Origin of the sequence: uncultured Campylobacter sp. (assembly GCF_938030685.1) — a bacterium.
Classification (GTDB): Bacteria; Campylobacterota; Campylobacteria; order Campylobacterales; family Campylobacteraceae; genus Campylobacter_B.
The window spans coordinates 15,322-31,519 of the sequence record NZ_CALHHX010000128.1; the positions used below are offsets into that span (position 1 = coordinate 15,322).

General features: G+C 47.2%; 13 protein-coding genes and 1 pseudogene. 9 read left to right on the forward strand and 5 right to left on the reverse strand.

Features of this window, described 5'->3' with window-relative positions; translation table 11 throughout:
• Positions 1–125: 125 nt before the first annotated feature.
• Positions 126–887 (forward strand): EFR1 family ferrodoxin, encoded by a 762-nt coding sequence (locus Q0369_RS06030; RefSeq protein WP_298097364.1) that lies wholly within the window; start codon positions 126–128, stop codon positions 885–887.
• Positions 888–1,763: 876 nt separating this feature from the next.
• On the opposite strand, the gene Q0369_RS06035 is transcribed toward Q0369_RS06030, so the two are convergent.
• Genes Q0369_RS06035 through Q0369_RS06050 form a run of 4 tightly spaced genes read right to left on the reverse strand, consistent with a single transcriptional unit; the run spans position 1,764 to position 5,345 of the window.
• Entirely contained in the window at positions 1,764–3,485 is a 1,722-nt protein-coding gene (locus Q0369_RS06035; protein WP_298097366.1) for a HAMP domain-containing sensor histidine kinase, read from the reverse strand.
• A complete protein-coding gene (locus tag Q0369_RS06040) occupies positions 3,469–4,131 on the reverse strand; it encodes a response regulator transcription factor (protein WP_298097368.1) in 663 nt (220 codons plus the stop codon). Before Q0369_RS06040 ends, Q0369_RS06035 begins: the two co-directional genes overlap by 17 nt.
• A 34-nt stretch (positions 4,132–4,165) precedes the next feature.
• Positions 4,166–4,828, reverse strand: a complete 663-nt coding sequence (locus Q0369_RS06045; RefSeq protein WP_298097370.1) for a hypothetical protein — start codon at positions 4,826–4,828, stop codon at positions 4,166–4,168.
• Positions 4,829–4,841: 13 nt separating this feature from the next.
• A complete protein-coding gene (locus tag Q0369_RS06050; RefSeq protein ID WP_298097372.1) occupies positions 4,842–5,345 on the reverse strand; it encodes a PepSY domain-containing protein in 504 nt (167 codons plus the stop codon).
• A 206-nt stretch (positions 5,346–5,551) separates the two neighbouring features.
• Between Q0369_RS06050 and Q0369_RS06055 the strand changes: the two genes are divergently transcribed.
• Complete coding sequence (locus Q0369_RS06055; protein WP_298097374.1) at positions 5,552–7,168, forward strand: phosphoethanolamine transferase; 1,617 nt, start codon at positions 5,552–5,554, stop codon at positions 7,166–7,168.
• A 202-nt stretch (positions 7,169–7,370) separates the two neighbouring features.
• On the opposite strand, the gene Q0369_RS06060 is transcribed toward Q0369_RS06055, so the two are convergent.
• A complete protein-coding gene (locus Q0369_RS06060; protein ID WP_298097376.1) occupies positions 7,371–8,261 on the reverse strand; it encodes a LysR family transcriptional regulator in 891 nt (296 codons plus the stop codon).
• A 156-nt stretch (positions 8,262–8,417) separates the two neighbouring features.
• Here Q0369_RS06060 and sdhA point away from each other — a divergent pair, with 156 nt between their 5' ends.
• The 7 genes and pseudogenes from sdhA to Q0369_RS06095 form a co-directional block, all read left to right on the forward strand.
• Positions 8,418–10,298, forward strand: coding sequence for an 8-methylmenaquinol:fumarate reductase flavoprotein subunit (sdhA, locus tag Q0369_RS06065; RefSeq protein ID WP_298097378.1), 1,881 nt, complete (start codon positions 8,418–8,420; stop codon positions 10,296–10,298).
• Positions 10,295–11,269, forward strand: a complete 975-nt coding sequence (sdhB, locus tag Q0369_RS06070) for an 8-methylmenaquinol:fumarate reductase iron-sulfur subunit (protein WP_298097380.1) — start codon at positions 10,295–10,297, stop codon at positions 11,267–11,269. The genes sdhA and sdhB overlap by 4 nt, the downstream gene beginning before the upstream one ends.
• 10 nt (positions 11,270–11,279) lie before the next feature.
• Positions 11,280–12,137 (forward strand): 8-methylmenaquinol:fumarate reductase membrane anchor subunit, encoded by an 858-nt coding sequence (gene sdhE, locus Q0369_RS06075; protein ID WP_298060921.1) that lies wholly within the window; start codon positions 11,280–11,282, stop codon positions 12,135–12,137.
• A gap of 398 nt (positions 12,138–12,535) precedes the next feature.
• Complete coding sequence (locus Q0369_RS06080; RefSeq protein WP_298097382.1) at positions 12,536–13,681, forward strand: hydrogenase small subunit; 1,146 nt, start codon at positions 12,536–12,538, stop codon at positions 13,679–13,681.
• A gap of 2 nt (positions 13,682–13,683) precedes the next feature.
• The gene (locus Q0369_RS06085; RefSeq protein WP_298097384.1) at positions 13,684–15,405 is read left to right on the forward strand and encodes a nickel-dependent hydrogenase large subunit; all 1,722 of its coding nucleotides are present in this window, start codon (positions 13,684–13,686) and stop codon (positions 15,403–15,405) included.
• A 3-nt stretch (positions 15,406–15,408) separates the two neighbouring features.
• Positions 15,409–16,083 carry a Ni/Fe-hydrogenase, b-type cytochrome subunit gene (cybH, locus tag Q0369_RS06090; protein WP_298097388.1) on the forward strand — a complete coding sequence of 225 codons (675 nt, stop codon included), beginning with the start codon at positions 15,409–15,411 and terminating at the stop codon, positions 16,081–16,083.
• Positions 16,080–16,175, forward strand: a pseudogene (locus Q0369_RS06095) (hydrogenase expression/formation protein); the annotation flags it as partial. The gene cybH and the pseudogene Q0369_RS06095, both read left to right, overlap by 4 nt.
• Positions 16,176–16,198 lie beyond the last annotated feature (23 nt).

Genomic DNA, 16,198 nt, shown 5'->3' on the forward strand with positions numbered 1-16,198 from the left:
CGACGGCATATTTAAATTTCGCCGTCACGTATAAATTTTAAAATTTTATGCAAAAGAAACGTAAAATTCTATTCGTTCGGTAAGGGTTAAATTTCACCGAAATTCGCATAGTTTAGGAGACGGGCATGATAGCGATCTATTTTAGCGCCACGGGCAACACGAAGCATTGCGCAGATAGGCTCATCGCTCATCTCGGCGGCGTCTGCGTCTCGATCGAGAGCGAGGCCTGCGGCGAGCTTTTAAAGCACCACAACGACGTCATTTTGGCGTATCCCGTCTATTTTAGCGACCTACCGCGTATCGTGCGCGACTTCCTCTACCAAAACGGCGCGAGCTTTAGCGGCAAAAACGTATTCATCCTCGCTACGATGGAGATTTTCAGCGGCGACGGGGCAGGGTGCGCGGCTAGAGTTTTAAAACAATTCGGCGCAAACATAACGGGCGGCGCTCATATCAAAATGCCCGCGTTTATCCTCGATGTGGCGATTTTTGGCTACTCGCAAGCGAAAAACGAGCGCATAATCAAAGAGGCGGACGCTAAAGTCAGACGCGTTGCGGAGGCGCTTATCGCAGGCCGTCCGCCGCAAGAGGGGCTGAGCGCGCTTTGTCGTATTGCAGGGTTTTTAGGACAGCGACTTTGGATGAAAATTTGGGATAAAAGCCCCTTTGCCAAGCGCAAGCCGAGCCTCGATCCATCGCGATGCAGCGGCTGCGGGGCTTGCGTCAAACCCTGCCCGATGCGTAACATAAAGCTCGCTTGCAAAAAGGCGCAATTCGGCGATGAGTGCACGCTTTGCTACAGGTGCGTAAATATATGTAAGCGCAGAGCGATTACGATCCTAGGCAGGGCAAAAAATTTAGAAAAGTCCATCCCTGCGGACTTATGAGGACGAGCTCATACTTCGCAAGTTCGCAATCAAATGCGTAAAAACGGGCGAGGAAATTTTACTTTTTGAATAGCACTGCGCACGGCTAAAGCGCGACGTTTCTCGACAAGCTCGATGCAGAAAAAGTAGCCCGTCGCTATATAGTGAAATTTAATCTACCGCCGTGCAAGACCCGCGTAAAATTTGGCTATAGCACACGCTACGACGACTAAATGGACGAATACGAGACCAACGAGTGGGGCAGGGTCATACTAATAAACAGCGGGGCTGCCTTGCGTAGCAGGAGGTAAGGCAAACGGCTTTGATTATATCGCCGTAAGCTACGAGGACGAAGCGGGCAAAAAGACAAAATTTTGCTTATGTAGGCGGTCTTAAATCTCAGTCCGTCTTTTTTGCTCCGTATTTAAATTTTACTTGGTCGCTAGATACTCCTAAATTTAAATTCTCTAGAGCCGAATGTGGCGTCTTAGAATTTTAGCAAAGGTTTATTCTGTAATACTGCGCCGTGAAATTTCAGCGAAGGCTTATTTTGCCGTATACCTCAAAATTCTTAAATTACCCGCGCCAGCCCACTTAAGCTATAAAGTGCTTGCCTTATCACTTCGCCCAAGGGCAAAATGCCGCGCCTTGTCTTATTAATTCGCCACGGAATTTCGCGGTAAAACTAAATTTTAAAATTTGGCCCATTTAAATTTAAAAGCGCACGACTATCGCAAAAATCATCCGATATTATTGGTGACGCCGGCCTAATTTTAAAATTACACCATCGCCCCTATATACTGCTATAGCCGTTAAATTTTAAGCAACGATAGGCGATAAAATTTTAAGAATTTCGCCGCCCAGCATTTTTTTACGCCGCCAAGCCCACAAAACTGCCTAAACCTTCTTAAACTCCACGCTAAATTTGCTTCCGCGTCCTACTTCGCTACGCAGCGAAATCTGCGCATTATGGATCTTTGCGATTTGCGAGGCGATGGCTAGTCCGAGCCCCGCGCCACTATTTTGCTCGCGATTTCTGGAGCGCTCGATTTGATAGAGCTTGTCCCAAATTTTATTTTGCAAAGCGGGCTCGATGCCCTCTCCATCGTCGCTTATGCTAAGTTTGCACGCGTCTGCGCTCACGCAAAGCTCTAAAGCGACGCTGCTGCGCGCAAATTTTAAAGCATTGCTTAAAAGATTGTTAATCAGCCTGATCAAAAGCAACTCATCGCCATTTACGTGCACGCCCTCGGCTATCTGCGAGCTAAAACTTAGTCCTTTTTGTGCGCACAAAAGTTGAAAGTCTTGCGCGCACTCGCTTGCGATTCTGCTTAAGCTTACGGGTGCCAAACGCGCGCCGCGCTGTAAGCGGGCAAGCTCTAAAATCTGCTCTATTAGCGCCGAAATTTTACGCGCTTGATTGTTGATGACCGCGAAACTCTCCTTCGCCTCGCTCGCGTCTTGCTCGTAGGCTAGGGCGTAGTCGCTTTGAGCCAGTATGACGGCAGCGGGCGTACGCAGCTCATGCGAAAGGTCGGCGCTTAGCTGCCGCTCGCGCTCAAACGCGCTTTGCAGTGATGCTAGCATTTCATTAAACGTAGCTGCGAGTGCGCTTAGCTCATCCTTGCCTCGCGGTAGTTCTATTCGTCGCGTAAAATCGCCGCTAGCTCCGATCTCGCTAGCTGTACGCGACATAGTGCGCACGGGCTTAAACGCTCTTTTTATGATCGCGTAGCCGCCGTAGATGATGAGCACCACAAATATCGGCGATAGGATAAGAGCGATCAGCATCACGCGCTTCATCGCAAGCTCAAACTCGCTAACTGCGATGACGCCGCGTATCCATGCGTTGCGCCCTTTGATCTGCGCGTCGTAATAGAAAAACTCGTCGTCATCAAGCTCCACCTCGCGCGCGCCTTGAGGCGAGAGCGGCAACGCAGGCTCGAAGCCTTTAGGCACAAACCCAGCGATCACGCCGCCTTGTCCGTCATGTTTGTAGAAAAATACACCGTCATCAAAGCTTTTTAGCTTGTCATCGCGCGCGGCTTTTTGCACTAGACGGGCAAGCTTTTTTTGGCTGACGGAGCTTCCTGATACTTCGTCTAAAATATAGCCGCAAATGCCGATAATAGCGCCTGCAAGCACCAAAATAAATACGCTGTAATAAAGCGTCACGCGTAGACTGATAGGTAGCGCGTGCGAGCTAAAATTCTCCTTAGCGGTTGCAAATATTCTAGATAAGGCTTGAGCAAAATTTTGTATTGTGATTTTAGACGCGAAATTTTGTCCTTGACTTTGCGCGAGGACGCTATTAGAATTTTGCGCTAGATCAGGCGTTGCGCTTGTAGCAGAAAAATTCGGCGTGGAATTTGATGCCGTATTTTGCGTGGAATTATTTCTAAAATTTGACGCCCGGCTTTGAGTAGAATTTAGCGCCCGGTTTAACTTAATATTTTGCGTGGGATTTTTCTTGCGGCTTTTCTTTAAACACGCAAAATTATGCGCAAAATTCTGTTTAAAATTTCGCACGAATTTTAATATGAAAAGCGCCGTAGCGGCAAAAATCTGCTTCGTAATCGCCGAAATTTTAATCCAAATCTCGCTATTTCGCCACGACATAGCCAAGCCCTCGCTTCGTTTCTATTATATCGCCGTGCTCGCCTAGCTTTTTGCGGATATTTTTGATTAAAACATCGATGACGTTTGAGCTTGCTTCGTCGCTAAAATCCCAAATGCTCTCGCCGATTTGTTCGCGGCTTAAAATCGCACCGCGATTTAGCATCAAAAGCTCTAAAATTCTATATTCCTTACCCGTTAGCTCCACTACCTCGCCCGCGCAGACGACCGATTTTTTGCTTAGATTTAGGCGCACTTGCCCTATGATAATTTCGTTATCCGCAGTAGCGTTTTTGCGCCTGATAATTGCGCGAAGTCGCGCCAAAAGCTCACGAAAATCAAAGGGCTTAACCATATAATCGTCTGCGCCCAGATCAAGCCCTGCGACGATATCTTCTTTGGCGTCCCGCGCAGTTAAAAATAAAACCGGCGTGCCCAGTTTGCGCACCCGCGCCGCCTTCAAAAACTCAAAGCCGTCCATCACAGGCATCATCGCATCAAGCACGATAGCGTCATATTTTGCGACATCCAAAAACTCTAGCGCTTCCTTGCCGCAAAAGGCGCAATCTACGCTGTAGCCGTCCTTTTTCAGACATTTTGCGATGATTTGATTTAGATCTTTTTCATCCTCGACAAGTAAAATTTTCAAAGCGTTCCTTTAAAATTTTGCTAATTCTAATCCGCTATTTTAGCCAAAAACGCATAAATTTTGCGGCGCCTTGGACAGGCGCCTTTTGCCTAGCTCTAATCTCGCTTGCCTTTTTATCCGCTACGCTTTCTAACCGCCCTAAAAAATTTAGTGCGCCTGCTGCGATATTTAGCGCAAAAAGCCCAAATCCTACGCAGCCAAGCTTGAAATTTTGCTTAGCGATTTCGCGTTTGCAGTGGCTGCAAAGCACTGGCTTGCAAGAATTACAAACCTCCGCGCAGCTTGCTGCGCTGGCAGAATCTCGCGCACTTGCGAAATTACTTGTATCAGAAAAATTTTTTGTATCGGCGAAATTTTGCTCGCTAGTGAAATTTCGTACACTTGATAAGTCTTGCGTCTGCAAAGAATTCCGCTCGTCCTTATAATCTTTCGCTTCCGAAGAATTTTTTTGATTTTTGCAACATTCCACGCTGGAAAAATCTTTAGAATTTTGCTCGCAGGGCGCGAGATTCCGCTCGCTTGTTTTGCTTGCTAAATTTGCCGAAAAATCCTGCGCATTTTCATCTAAATTTTTAGCTGCGTCTGCATTTTGGGCGCCATAGTCAGCGTTTTCGTTTATGCTAAAATCCCTAGCGTCCAAAGCCTCGCTAGTTTGAGCGGAGCTATCTGTTCCACCCTTTAAACTTTGATTTTTCATCTCACGCCTTTGCTTATTTTTGACGCTGCAAGATCTGCTCGCCCGTAGCAGCGTCGATTAGCACCTCTTTTTTGCTCATGCCCTGGCGCAGTTTCACTTCGTATGCAGGCTTACCACCGTTACTTTCTAAATCGACCTCGCGAAAATCCCAGCCGGCGTTTGCGCTAAGTGCTTTGGCGCGAGCGTCTGCGGCACTGATTTTGACCTGCGAATAATCAATTTTACTAGGCTTTAGCTTCTTTTGCGTTTGAGTCTTTAAAATTTCGCCGCTTTGAGCGTCGATTTTGATCTCGTTTTCGCTACCTTCTTTATACGACTCGATCTCATAGACAAGCCTTCCGTGCTCACCGTCGATTTCTACGCTTTTTATAGTCGCGTCACCAAAGTTTTGCTGCGCGATCCCTATCGCTTGATCGAATGAAACTTTAGCATCCTTTTCGCTAAAACTTCCTGCGTTTAATGCACCCGCAAGGGCGAATGTAGCAGCGAATGCGCCTAAAGCTTTAAGATTTTTCATCTTTAATCCTTTTGATTTTATTTCCAAATTTATTTTGGATGGCGCAATTTTAAAATTCCAAGATGAAGCTAAGATGAATACGCGCGGAATTTTAAAATTTCACAAAAATTTTGCTGCGATTTGTGAGATACGAAGCGCGGAATTTCCGAGCATTTACCAAAACGCCGTAAAATTTCAACTTGAAATTTTATCTCAAGGAACGCTTCGTGCCTAGCTTTTTTAAAAATCCGTCGCAGCAGAAGCTTATTTTTCTAAGCTCGCTTGCTTTTGTGGCATTTTTTAACTTCTCGTTTTTTAAAAATATCATAAACGCCTACGGAATCTCGGGACTAAATTTTATCTATCTTGTCTGCGACGCGGCGGCTTTGATCGCTTTTTTGACGCTATTTTTTACAATTTTTAGCTCGCGTTATACGACCAAGCCGATTTTGATGATCTGCTTTTTTATTTCGTCGTTTACGGCGTATTTCATGGATAGCTATAACGTCGTAATCGATTCGGAGATGATCCGTAACGCAGCCCAGACGAACTTTGCCGAGTCAGCGGATCTTTTTAGCCCGAGACTAGCGATTTATGTGCTGGTGTTGGGTATTTTACCCTGCGTGCTGATTGCTCGCGCGCGCGTTAGCTACCGTCCGCTTAAATTTGAAATTTTAGCTAAGCTCAAAGCGGCGGGCATTTGCATAATAATCATCGCGGCGCTACTTTTTGGATTTAGCAAATACTACGCGTCGTTTTTTAGAGAGCATAAAATTTTACGCAGCTACGCAAATCCCGGATATTGGATCTACAGCGGCGTTAAATTTGTCGCAAAATCTAAAAAGCAGGGCTCGCAGCCTCTGATGCAAATCGCTACGGACGCGCATATCGATGAAAATTCCACAAGCTCAAAAAAGCTCGTCGTCGTAGTCGTGGGCGAAGCGGCGAGAGCGGATAGATTTTCGCTAAACGGCTACGAGCGAGATACTAATCCGCTACTAGCTAAAGAGCAGGGCGTCGTAAGCCTAAGTAATACCCATTCTTGCGGCACTTCGACGGCGCAAAGCGTGCCGTGCATGTTTTCGCTGCTAAATCGCGATGAATTTAGCGTCGAAAAGGCTGCAGAGGAGCAAAACGTATTAGACATACTAAACCGCGCTGATGACATGGCGATTTTGTGGCGCGATAACAATTCCGATTCCAAAGGTGTGGCGCTGCGCGTAAAATATCAGGATTTTAAAATTCCGCAAAATAATCCGATCTGCGACGTAGAGTGCAGGGACGAGGGGATGCTTGCGGGGCTTGATAAATTTATCGCCGAAAACGCGGGCAAAGACGTATTAATCGTGCTGCATCAGATGGGCAATCATGGGCCTGCGTATTTTAAGCGCTATAAGAAAGAATTTGAAAAATTTAGCCCCGTTTGCCGCGATAACGAGCTTGAAAACTGCTCGCAGCAAGAAATTTCAAATGCCTACGATAACGCGATTTTATACACGGATTATTTTTTAAGCAAGGTTGTAGAATTTTTAAAACCATATTCTAAGAAGTACGAAACGGCGATGATCTATATGAGCGATCACGGCGAGAGCCTCGGCGAGGGCGGCGTTTATCTGCACGGCATGCCCTATCTTTTCGCTCCCGAGGCGCAAAAGCATATCGGCGCGATCGTTTGGCTAGGTGAGGGAAAAATGCGCGAAAGATACGATTTAGGCGCGCTTAAATCGCATAAGGATGATGCTTTTTCGCACGATAATCTTTTTCACACGCTGCTTGGAATTTTTGAAGTAGATACCAAGGTGTATAACAAGGATTTGGATATTTTAAATGGAGTGAAAAATTAGAATTTCGCTCTAAATTCCGTCGTAAATTGTGAGTGAAATTTTAGCAATAAAAAATTTTATTGGCAAAATTCTAATTTAAGCTTAGTTTGAAATTTTACCTAAGCTCGGGCGAAATCTGCTATAAAATTTTATGTAAAAGCTAGTAGAGAGGCAAAGTGCTGCAAAAGCTCAATCTCTCATTTATCGTTGCGAGCTATGAATTTTAAATTTCATTAGAAATTTTACGTGCAGTTTTGATAAATGCCTGCGCTAGATGGTTTAGACGTTTGCCTTTTTTGTAGGCTATTATCAGCGTATTATCGAGCTCGCGCGCGCCTACGTCAAAGAGCTTTATCCTGCTCGCCTTATCCTCTTTTATCATCTGCGGTATGCTAAAGCACGCTCCTGCGCCGCTTGCGACGATAGCATTGGCGATATCAAAGGTCTCCGTGCGGCACAGCACTTTCGGCGCAAAGCCTGCGGCGGCAAAAAATGCATCTATTTGCTCGGCGCTTCTTAGGCTTTGATTAGGCAGGATGAATCTTTCCTCTTTTAAGCGCGAAATGTCAATTTTGGGAACAGATTCGTTTTTAAACTCAAGCGAGAGCAGATGGGTGGAGCTTAGAGCGACATAGGTTTTTTGCGTTAGAATTTTAACCCCGTCAAGCCCGCTCATATCGATGGGCAGTATCAGCATACCGACATCAAGATCACCTTGAAGTAGCATTTCGCGAATGCTAAGCGCAGAAGAAAACTGCGTGATTTGTAGATCCGAATCCTTAAATTTCTTGCAAAACATCGGCAGTAGCGACGGCAGTAGATTATAGCCGTTTTGCGAAAAACCGATGCGAATTTTATCATTTTTTACGCCGCTTATTTCAGAGATATCGTTTTTTAGGTCGTTTATGGCATCAAAAATGACTTTGGCTTTACTAGCATAAATTTTTCCCGCGTGCGTAAGCGAAATGGGATTACTCGTGCGGTTAAAAAGCTGCGTTCCAAGCTCACGTTCCAGTGATAAAATGCTCTGTGATAGCGACGGCTGCGGGATTTTAAGTGCCTCGGCAGCCTTAGTAAAGCTACGGAATTCTGCTACTTTTAATACTAGCTCCATGCGATGCAAATTCATTTAGCCTCTCCAATTGATAATTTAATTCTTATGAAATGATACACTAAATAATATTTGACTTATGTTAAAAATGAAACTAAAATTACGCTTTTAGTTTAGAACTTTAAACTTAAGCTAAGAATTTCTCAAATGGAGAGGAAAATGAGTGAATCAAATTTCAACAGACGCGATTTCTTAAAATCCGCCTGTATCAGCGTCGGCGCGCTTAGCCTTAGCGGCTGCGTGGATACCGACAAGAGTAAAAGCGCAGACGGCGGCAACGAAGGCGGCCTTCCTAGTGTGGACGTACTCGTTATCGGATCGGGAGGCGCGGGTTTGCGCGCAGCCGTGGCGGTAAGAAAGAGTAATCCAAATCTCAGCGTCGTCGTGGCTACAAAGATGATGCCTTCGCGCAACGCTACCTGTATGGCGGAAGGCGGTATCAACGGCGTTACGAGCTTCGCAAACGGCGATTCATACAAGCTTCACGCCTATGACACCGTAAAGGGCGGCGCATATCTCGTAGATCAGGATGCCGCGATTAAATTTTGCGAGCTTGCGGGCCCTACGATTGCCGAGATGGATTATATCGGCACGCTGTTTTCCAGAAACGCTAGCGGCGGCGTGGACGGCAAAGAAAGCGGCGTTCCTGGCGGCGTAGCACAGCGCTTTATGGGCGGCGCGTCTAAAAAACGATGCAACTACTCCGCCGATAAGACGGGCCATATCTTGATGCACGCCTGTTTTGACGATGCGGTCAGCAATGGCGTGAAATTTTTAATCGATCACGAGCTGCTTGAGATCAGCGCACCTGAGGGCAGATGCGAGGGCGTCGTGCTTCGAAATATCCAAACCGGCGATTTTTATCCAGTGCTCTGCAAAGCCTTGATAATAGCAACGGGCGGATATACGAGGATGTTTTACAACCGCACCTCGGTGCCTTATATCGCTACCGGCGACGGTATCGCAGCGGCACTGCGCGCGGGTCTTGGATTTAGCGATCCGGAGATGGTGCAGTTTCATCCGACCGGTATCAAAAGCGGCGGCGCGCTCATCACCGAAGCTGCGCGCGGTGAGGGCGGATATCTGCTCAATAACAAAGGCGAGCGCTTTATGAAAAACTACCACGAAAAGATGGAGCTTGCGCCGCGCGATGTCGTAGCTCGCGCGATCGAAACCGAGATCCGCGAGGGCAGGGGCTACGGCGAGGGGCTAGGCGCATACGTGCTACTTGACGTAAGGCACCTTGGAAAAGATAAAATTTTAAAAGCCCTTCCTAAGATCAGACACACCGCAATTTTGTTTGAGGGTATCGATCTAATCGAGGAGCCGATCCCGATTCGTCCGACCGCACACTACTCGATGGGCGGCATCGAAGTGTCTAAATTTGACGATATGAGCACTAAAATTTCGGGGCTTTACACCGCGGGCGAGGCGTCTTGTATCTCGATTCACGGCGCAAACCGCTTGGGCGGAAATTCTTTAACCGACGCCGTCGTAACGGGCAAGCTCGCAGGGCTCGGCGCAGCGGATTATGCTGCAAAACAAAGCGGCTTCGGTGACGGTAAAAGAGCGAGTGAGCTGGCGCAAAAATGGCAGGCTAAATTTAAGCAGATCGCAAACGGCTCGGGCAAGGCAAACGAGATGTATGAGTTGCGCGAAGAGCTAGGCGCGCAGCTTTGGGACAATATGGGTATCTTTAGAACAGGCGAAAAGCTTGATCTGCTTTCGCAAAATTTAGAGGGTATCAAAGCGCGCTACGACGAGCTGCATGTCGCAGATGTAAATCCTGTTATGAATACCGCATTTACCGACTACGTCGAGCTTGGAAATTTAATCCTGCTTGCGCGCTGTGCGTGTTTGGCTGCGCAAAAGAGGCTGGAAAGCCGCGGCGCGCATACCAGAGAGGATTATCCTAAGCGCGACGATAAAAATTTCTTAAAGCACAGTATCGTGACGATGAATGACGCAGGCGAGCTAAGCTTGGGCTACAAAGAGGTCGTCGTTACGGAATTCTCTCTTGACGGAAGGAAACCTCAATGAAATTTATCATAGACCGCTTCGACGGAAGCAAAAATTATAAGCAAGCCTATGAGCTTAGTTTAGAGCAGATCAAAGGAAGGACCCTGCTTGGAGTTTTGCAGTTTATAAAGCAAAATTTAGATATCACTTTAAATTTTACCGCAGCGTGTCGTATGGCGATATGCGGAGCCTGTGCCGTAAGGGTAAACGGACACTCATATCTTGCCTGCGATACCAAGATGGAGGCTCTGCTTGCAGAGTATGAAAATCCTGATAGTTTTACGATCTCTGCGTTAAATAATTTTCGAGTGATCTCGGATCTAGTAGTGGATTGGGAGCCTAGTATCGAAAATTTAAGAAAGATCAAACCTACGATTACTCCTAAGAAAGAATTTAGCGCAGAGAAGGGCTGTAAGCAAAGCCCTGAGCAGATGGAGCGAATTAAAAAGCAGTGGGATTGTATCCTTTGCGGATGTTGCGCTAGCGAATGCAATAAGCTAGAAGCGGACGCGAGCGATTATATGCAGCCCTTTGTTTTTACCCATGCAAATCGTGCCGCATTTGATTCAAGAAGCAAGGACGCTATGCCTCATCTAAAGCCTGCAGTGCTAAACGGATTATGGCTATGCGTACACTGCCAAGAGTGCGCCGATCGCTGCCCTAAAGGCATAAGCGCTCAAAGCGACATCACCGCACTTCGCGCCTTAGCGATGAAAAAAGGACTTACCGCAGGAAGCGGTCCGGGACATGCGGAGGCGTTCCTACTAGACATCGTAGAGGGAAGCGGAAGATTAAACGAGATCAAGCTTGCTTTAAGAAGCGAAGGGGTATTTGCAAATATGGGCAAGATGGACGTAGCGGCAAATTTAATGATGGCGGGCAAGATGAATCCTCTTCATGCTTTAGGCGGTGAGGAGATCGAGGGACATGCGGGGCTCGTTAAGATGATAGAGGCCGCGCGTAAGGCTCAAGCTAGCGGCGAGATAGAATAAGGAGGAGAGGATGAATAACGAATTTGCATTTTTCCCGGGTTGCGTTTTAAGTCAAGCCGCAAAGGAATCTAAAATTTCACTTGAAGCGATCGCTCCGGTGTTGGGTATTAAACTTCACGAGATAAAAGGTTGGAGCTGCTGCGGGGCTAGTCAAGCTCAATGCGTCGATCCTATGGCAAGCTTAGTAGCTAATGCTAGAAACATCGCGCTAGCCGAGGGTATGAATATGCCTCTGCTAACTACCTGCTCCACCTGTATGCTAACTCTAACTAAAGCAAAGCTTGCGTTGGATAAGGGAGCCAAAAGCTATATCAATACCTTTTTAAAAGAGGGCGGTATGCAGTATCAGGGAAGCACCGAGATAACAAGCCTGCTTTGGGTGCTATATCAAAGCTTAGACACATTAAAAGCTAAGGTCACGAGGCCGCTAACAAATTTAAAAGTAGCTCTATTTTACGGCTGTCACTCATTAAGACCGGAGCGAGAGCTTAAAAAAGAAAGCTCGACCAATCCGAAAAGCTTTGAAGCTGTAGTTAGCGCACTTGGCGCTCAGATCGTGCCTTTTGAAAAGCGCCTTGATTGCTGCGGCTTTCACGCTAGCTATCCTGCGGTAAAATCGGTTCAAAAGATGTCAAGCGAGATCGTAAATGACGCTGCCGAGCACGGAGCGGACGTAGTAGTTACCCCTTGTCCGCTATGTCAGATGCAGCTTGATATCTATCAGGAGCGATACCAAGAAGCGATGAACTCCAAGGCAAGAAAGCCGATCATTCATCTATCTCAGCTGGTAGGACTTGCTCTTGGGCTAAGCAACGAACAGCTTGGACTAAATATCAATATCCAAGATGCAACGAAACTGGTAAGCTAGTTTTTGAGAAATTTTTAGAATTTTCTAAAGATTTAACGAATGGTTTTGCAAAAATACTTCGCTGCGGCGCACACATAGTGCGCCTCGCTAGTATTTCACAAAATCATCCAACCTACGCCTGCTTTATCTTGAACTGCTTTTCGATACTATAAAATTCTTGATAAAATTTCACTGCTTCGTAAATTTAACGCTTCATAAAATTTAATGCTTTCTCTGTCGTAATTTAAAGTTTAGCCCACCGCGCTAAATTTTAATCCGCCTTTTATTTTTAAATTTAAAACCTACTAGACGATGAATAAATATAAAATTTTAATTAAATCTAACAAAATTTAAGGTGCATGAATTCTAAATTTCGATAGAATGCCATTTAAAAATATCCTAAATTTCAGGAGGACATTATGGTTGATTTGGCTCAAATTTCGGCTAGACTTGATGCCGTTGAGCGTTTGCCGCGAATAAAAGCAGAGGAGAGCATACAAGAAAGGCTTAAGAGCAAAGGGTTTTCACGTCGCGATTTTATGAAATGGAGCGGAGCGATGACCGCGATGCTCGGGCTTCCGGCCGCATTTGCGCCTAGCGTGGCGCGAGCTGCGGAGCTTGCGGATCGCTTGCCTGTGATCTGGCTTCATATGGCAGAGTGCACGGGCTGTAGCGAGAGCTTGCTACGCACCGAGACGCCTACGATCGACAGCCTTATATTTGATTACATCAGCCTTGAATACCACGAGACGATAATGGCTGCCGCAGGCTGGCAAGCCGAGGAAAATTTAGAGGGCGCGATCGAAAAATACAAGGGGCGCTATATCTTAATGGTCGAGGGCGGAATTCCAAGCGGCGAGAATGAATTTTTTCTAACCGTGGGTCCTGAGGGCAAAAGCGGAGCTCAGCACTGCAAACACGCTGCCGAAGGCGCTGCGGCGATATTTGCGATCGGCACCTGTTCGAGCTTCGGCGGTATTCAAGCCGCGGCTCCGAATCCGACCGGCGCCGTAGGTTTGGACAAAATCATAAACAAACCCGTCATCAACGTCCCGGGCTGTCCGCCTAGCGAAAAAAATATCGTCGGCAACGTGCTAAATTTCATCCTTTTCGGCACGCTTCCAAGCCTTGACGTTTATAACCGACCTAAATGGGCTTACGGGCTGCGCATTCACGATCTGTGCGAGCGCCGCGGACATTTCGACGCGGGCGAGTTTGTAGAAAGCTTCGGCGATGCGGGCGCAAAGGACGGATATTGCCTTTATAAAGTAGGTTGCAAGGGTCCTTATACATTTAACAACTGCTCGCGCGAGCGCTTCAACTCCCACACTAGCTGGCCGGTACAGGCTGGTCACGGCTGCATAGGTTGCTCGGAGCCTGATTTTTGGGATCATATGGGACCTTTTGAGGAGCCTTTGGCGGATCGCCTTTACGAAAGCGTTTTCGGCGGGCTCGGCGCTGATGCTACCGCAGATAAGATAGGTATCGGAATTTTAGCGATCACGGGTGTTGCGGTAGCGGCACACGCGGCGATTGCGTCATTTAAGAAAGATAAAGGGGAATAATCATGTCGCAAAGAATCGTAATAGATCCGATAACCAGAATAGAGGGACATTTAAGAATAGAGGTCGTAGTGGACGACGAAAACATCGTACGTGAAGCCTATAGTAGCTCCACTTTATGGCGCGGGCTTGAGACCATAGTAAAAAATAGAGATCCGCGCGATGCGGGATTTTTTATGCAAAGAATTTGCGGCGTATGCACCTTCTCGCACTACAAAGCGGGTATCGTCGCGGTAGAAAACGCCCTCGGTATCACTCCGCCGCTAAATGCCTTGCTAACGCGCACACTGATGGCTAATGCGCTATTTTTACACGATCATCCGGTGCATTTTTATCAACTCCACGGGCTTGATTTCGTAGATGTAGTAAGCGCGCTTAGCGCCGATCCTAAAAAAGCAAGCGAAGAGGCGTTTAAATACTGCGACACCCCTTATGCGTGCGGTGCCGATAAGCTAAAAGAGGTGCAAGATCGCGTGGGCGCTTTCGTTAAGAAAGGCGCTTTAGGGCCTTTCGCTAATGCCTACTTCGGCCATCCTACATATAAGCTTAGCCCGGAGCAAAATTTGATTGCTCTTTCGCACTATCTTGAGTGTTTGCGCATTCAGCGCACGGCGGCTCAGATGATGGCGATATTCGGTGCGAAGCAGCCTCATCCGCAAAGTCTTACCGTAGGCGGCGTAACCTGCGTGATGGATATCCTAAGTCCTGCAAGACTGGGCGAATATATGTCTAAATTTAAAGAGGTCGCGGACTTCGTAAATCGCGCCTACTATCCTGATCTCGTAATGGCTGCGAAGGCTTACGGCAACGAGCCTAGCGTGCTAAACGATATCGGCGTGGCAAATTTATGGACTCATCAAGAATTTCAGCTTTCAAAGAACGAATGGCTATTTCAAAGCGGCATGATTATGAACGGCGATATTAGCAAGGTTTTGGAGCTTGATGAAAACAAGATCACCGAGGAGGCAACGCATGCGTGGTATAAAAACGATGCGGCGCTTCATCCTTACGACGGCGAGCAAGAGCCGAATTATACGGGCCTTAAGGACGGACAGAGCATCGACGCGCACGGCAAAGAAGCGCATACAAAGGTGCTCGATACCCAGGGCAAATACACCTGGATCAAGGCTCCGCGCTACGACGGCAAACCGCTTCAAGTAGGACCGCTTGCAAATATCGTGGTAAATTACGCTAAGAAAAACGAGCGCGTAGTAAAGGTCGTGGATCAATTCCTAAAAGATACCGGCTTGCCGCTTGAGGCGGTATTTTCGACGCTTGGACGAACGGCGTGCCGTATGATCGAAGCTAAAGTCGTAGCCGATAACGGACTGATTGCACTAGAAAATTTGATCGCAAACATCAAAAGCGGCGATACCGAAACCTGCGCAAAATATGTAATCGATAACTCCAAAGAGTACAAAGGTCGCTATATCGGCCACGTGCCGCGCGGCGCACTTAGCCACTGGTGCAGGATCGAAAAGGGCGTCATCAAAAACTGGCAGGCGGTCGTGCCGTCTACTTGGAACGCCACACCGAAGGATAAAGACGGTGCTATGGGCGCTTACGAATCCTGCTTGATCGGACTTAAGCTTGCCGATCTTTCCAAGCCACTAGAGATTATCCGCCGCATCCATTCATTCGATCCTTGTATCGCCTGCGCCGTGCACGTAATGGACGCTAAAGGGGCGGAGCTTGGCTGCTATAGGGTAGATCCCAGCAAAGGATAAACGATGAAAAAAAGATTTGCGGAATACGAGTTCTCAATCGGTCTTAGGCTCACGCACTGGCTGCGTGCGCTTTGCATTACGATTTTGGTGATCACCGGATATTATATCGCTTTTGTTTTTACCGCGCCCGAGGTAAGCCCCGAGCCGGTGCTTTTCATGCAGGCTAAATTTAGATTCGTGCATCTGATCTTCGGCTTTGCGATGATCGGCGCGGCGATTTTTAAAACCTACCTTTTCTTCTTCGATAAAAAGAGCAGAAAAGAGCTTTTGAGTATCAAGGATTTTTTTAGCCCGCGCATCTGGATAGCTCAGATCAAATACTATATCTTTTTGGGCGAGCACCCGCATCTTCGCGGCGTTTACAATCCGCTACAGTTTATCTCCTATCTGGGCTTTTATCTAGTATTGTTCGTAATCTGCCTAACGGGTATGATATTATATGTGCATGTCTATCACGAAGGGCTCGGCGGTGCGCTATACGGGCTCTTACGCCCGCTGGAAGCTGCGATGGGCGGTCTAAGCGAGGTACGAATGATTCACCATCTTTGCATGAATATCATCATAATCTTCGTACCGATCCACATCTATATGGCGATTTTCAATGCCGTTAAGGGCAAAGACGGCGCGATGGATGCGATCGTAAGCGGCTATAAATTTAAAAAGGAAGAGCACGCTTGAGGGTGCTGGTACTGGGTATCGGCAACGTCATCTACGCGGACGAGGGCATAGGCGTGCACTTCGTCCGCGCGCTCGCGCAGAACTATAAATTTTATCCTAAAGCCGCCGCACGAAA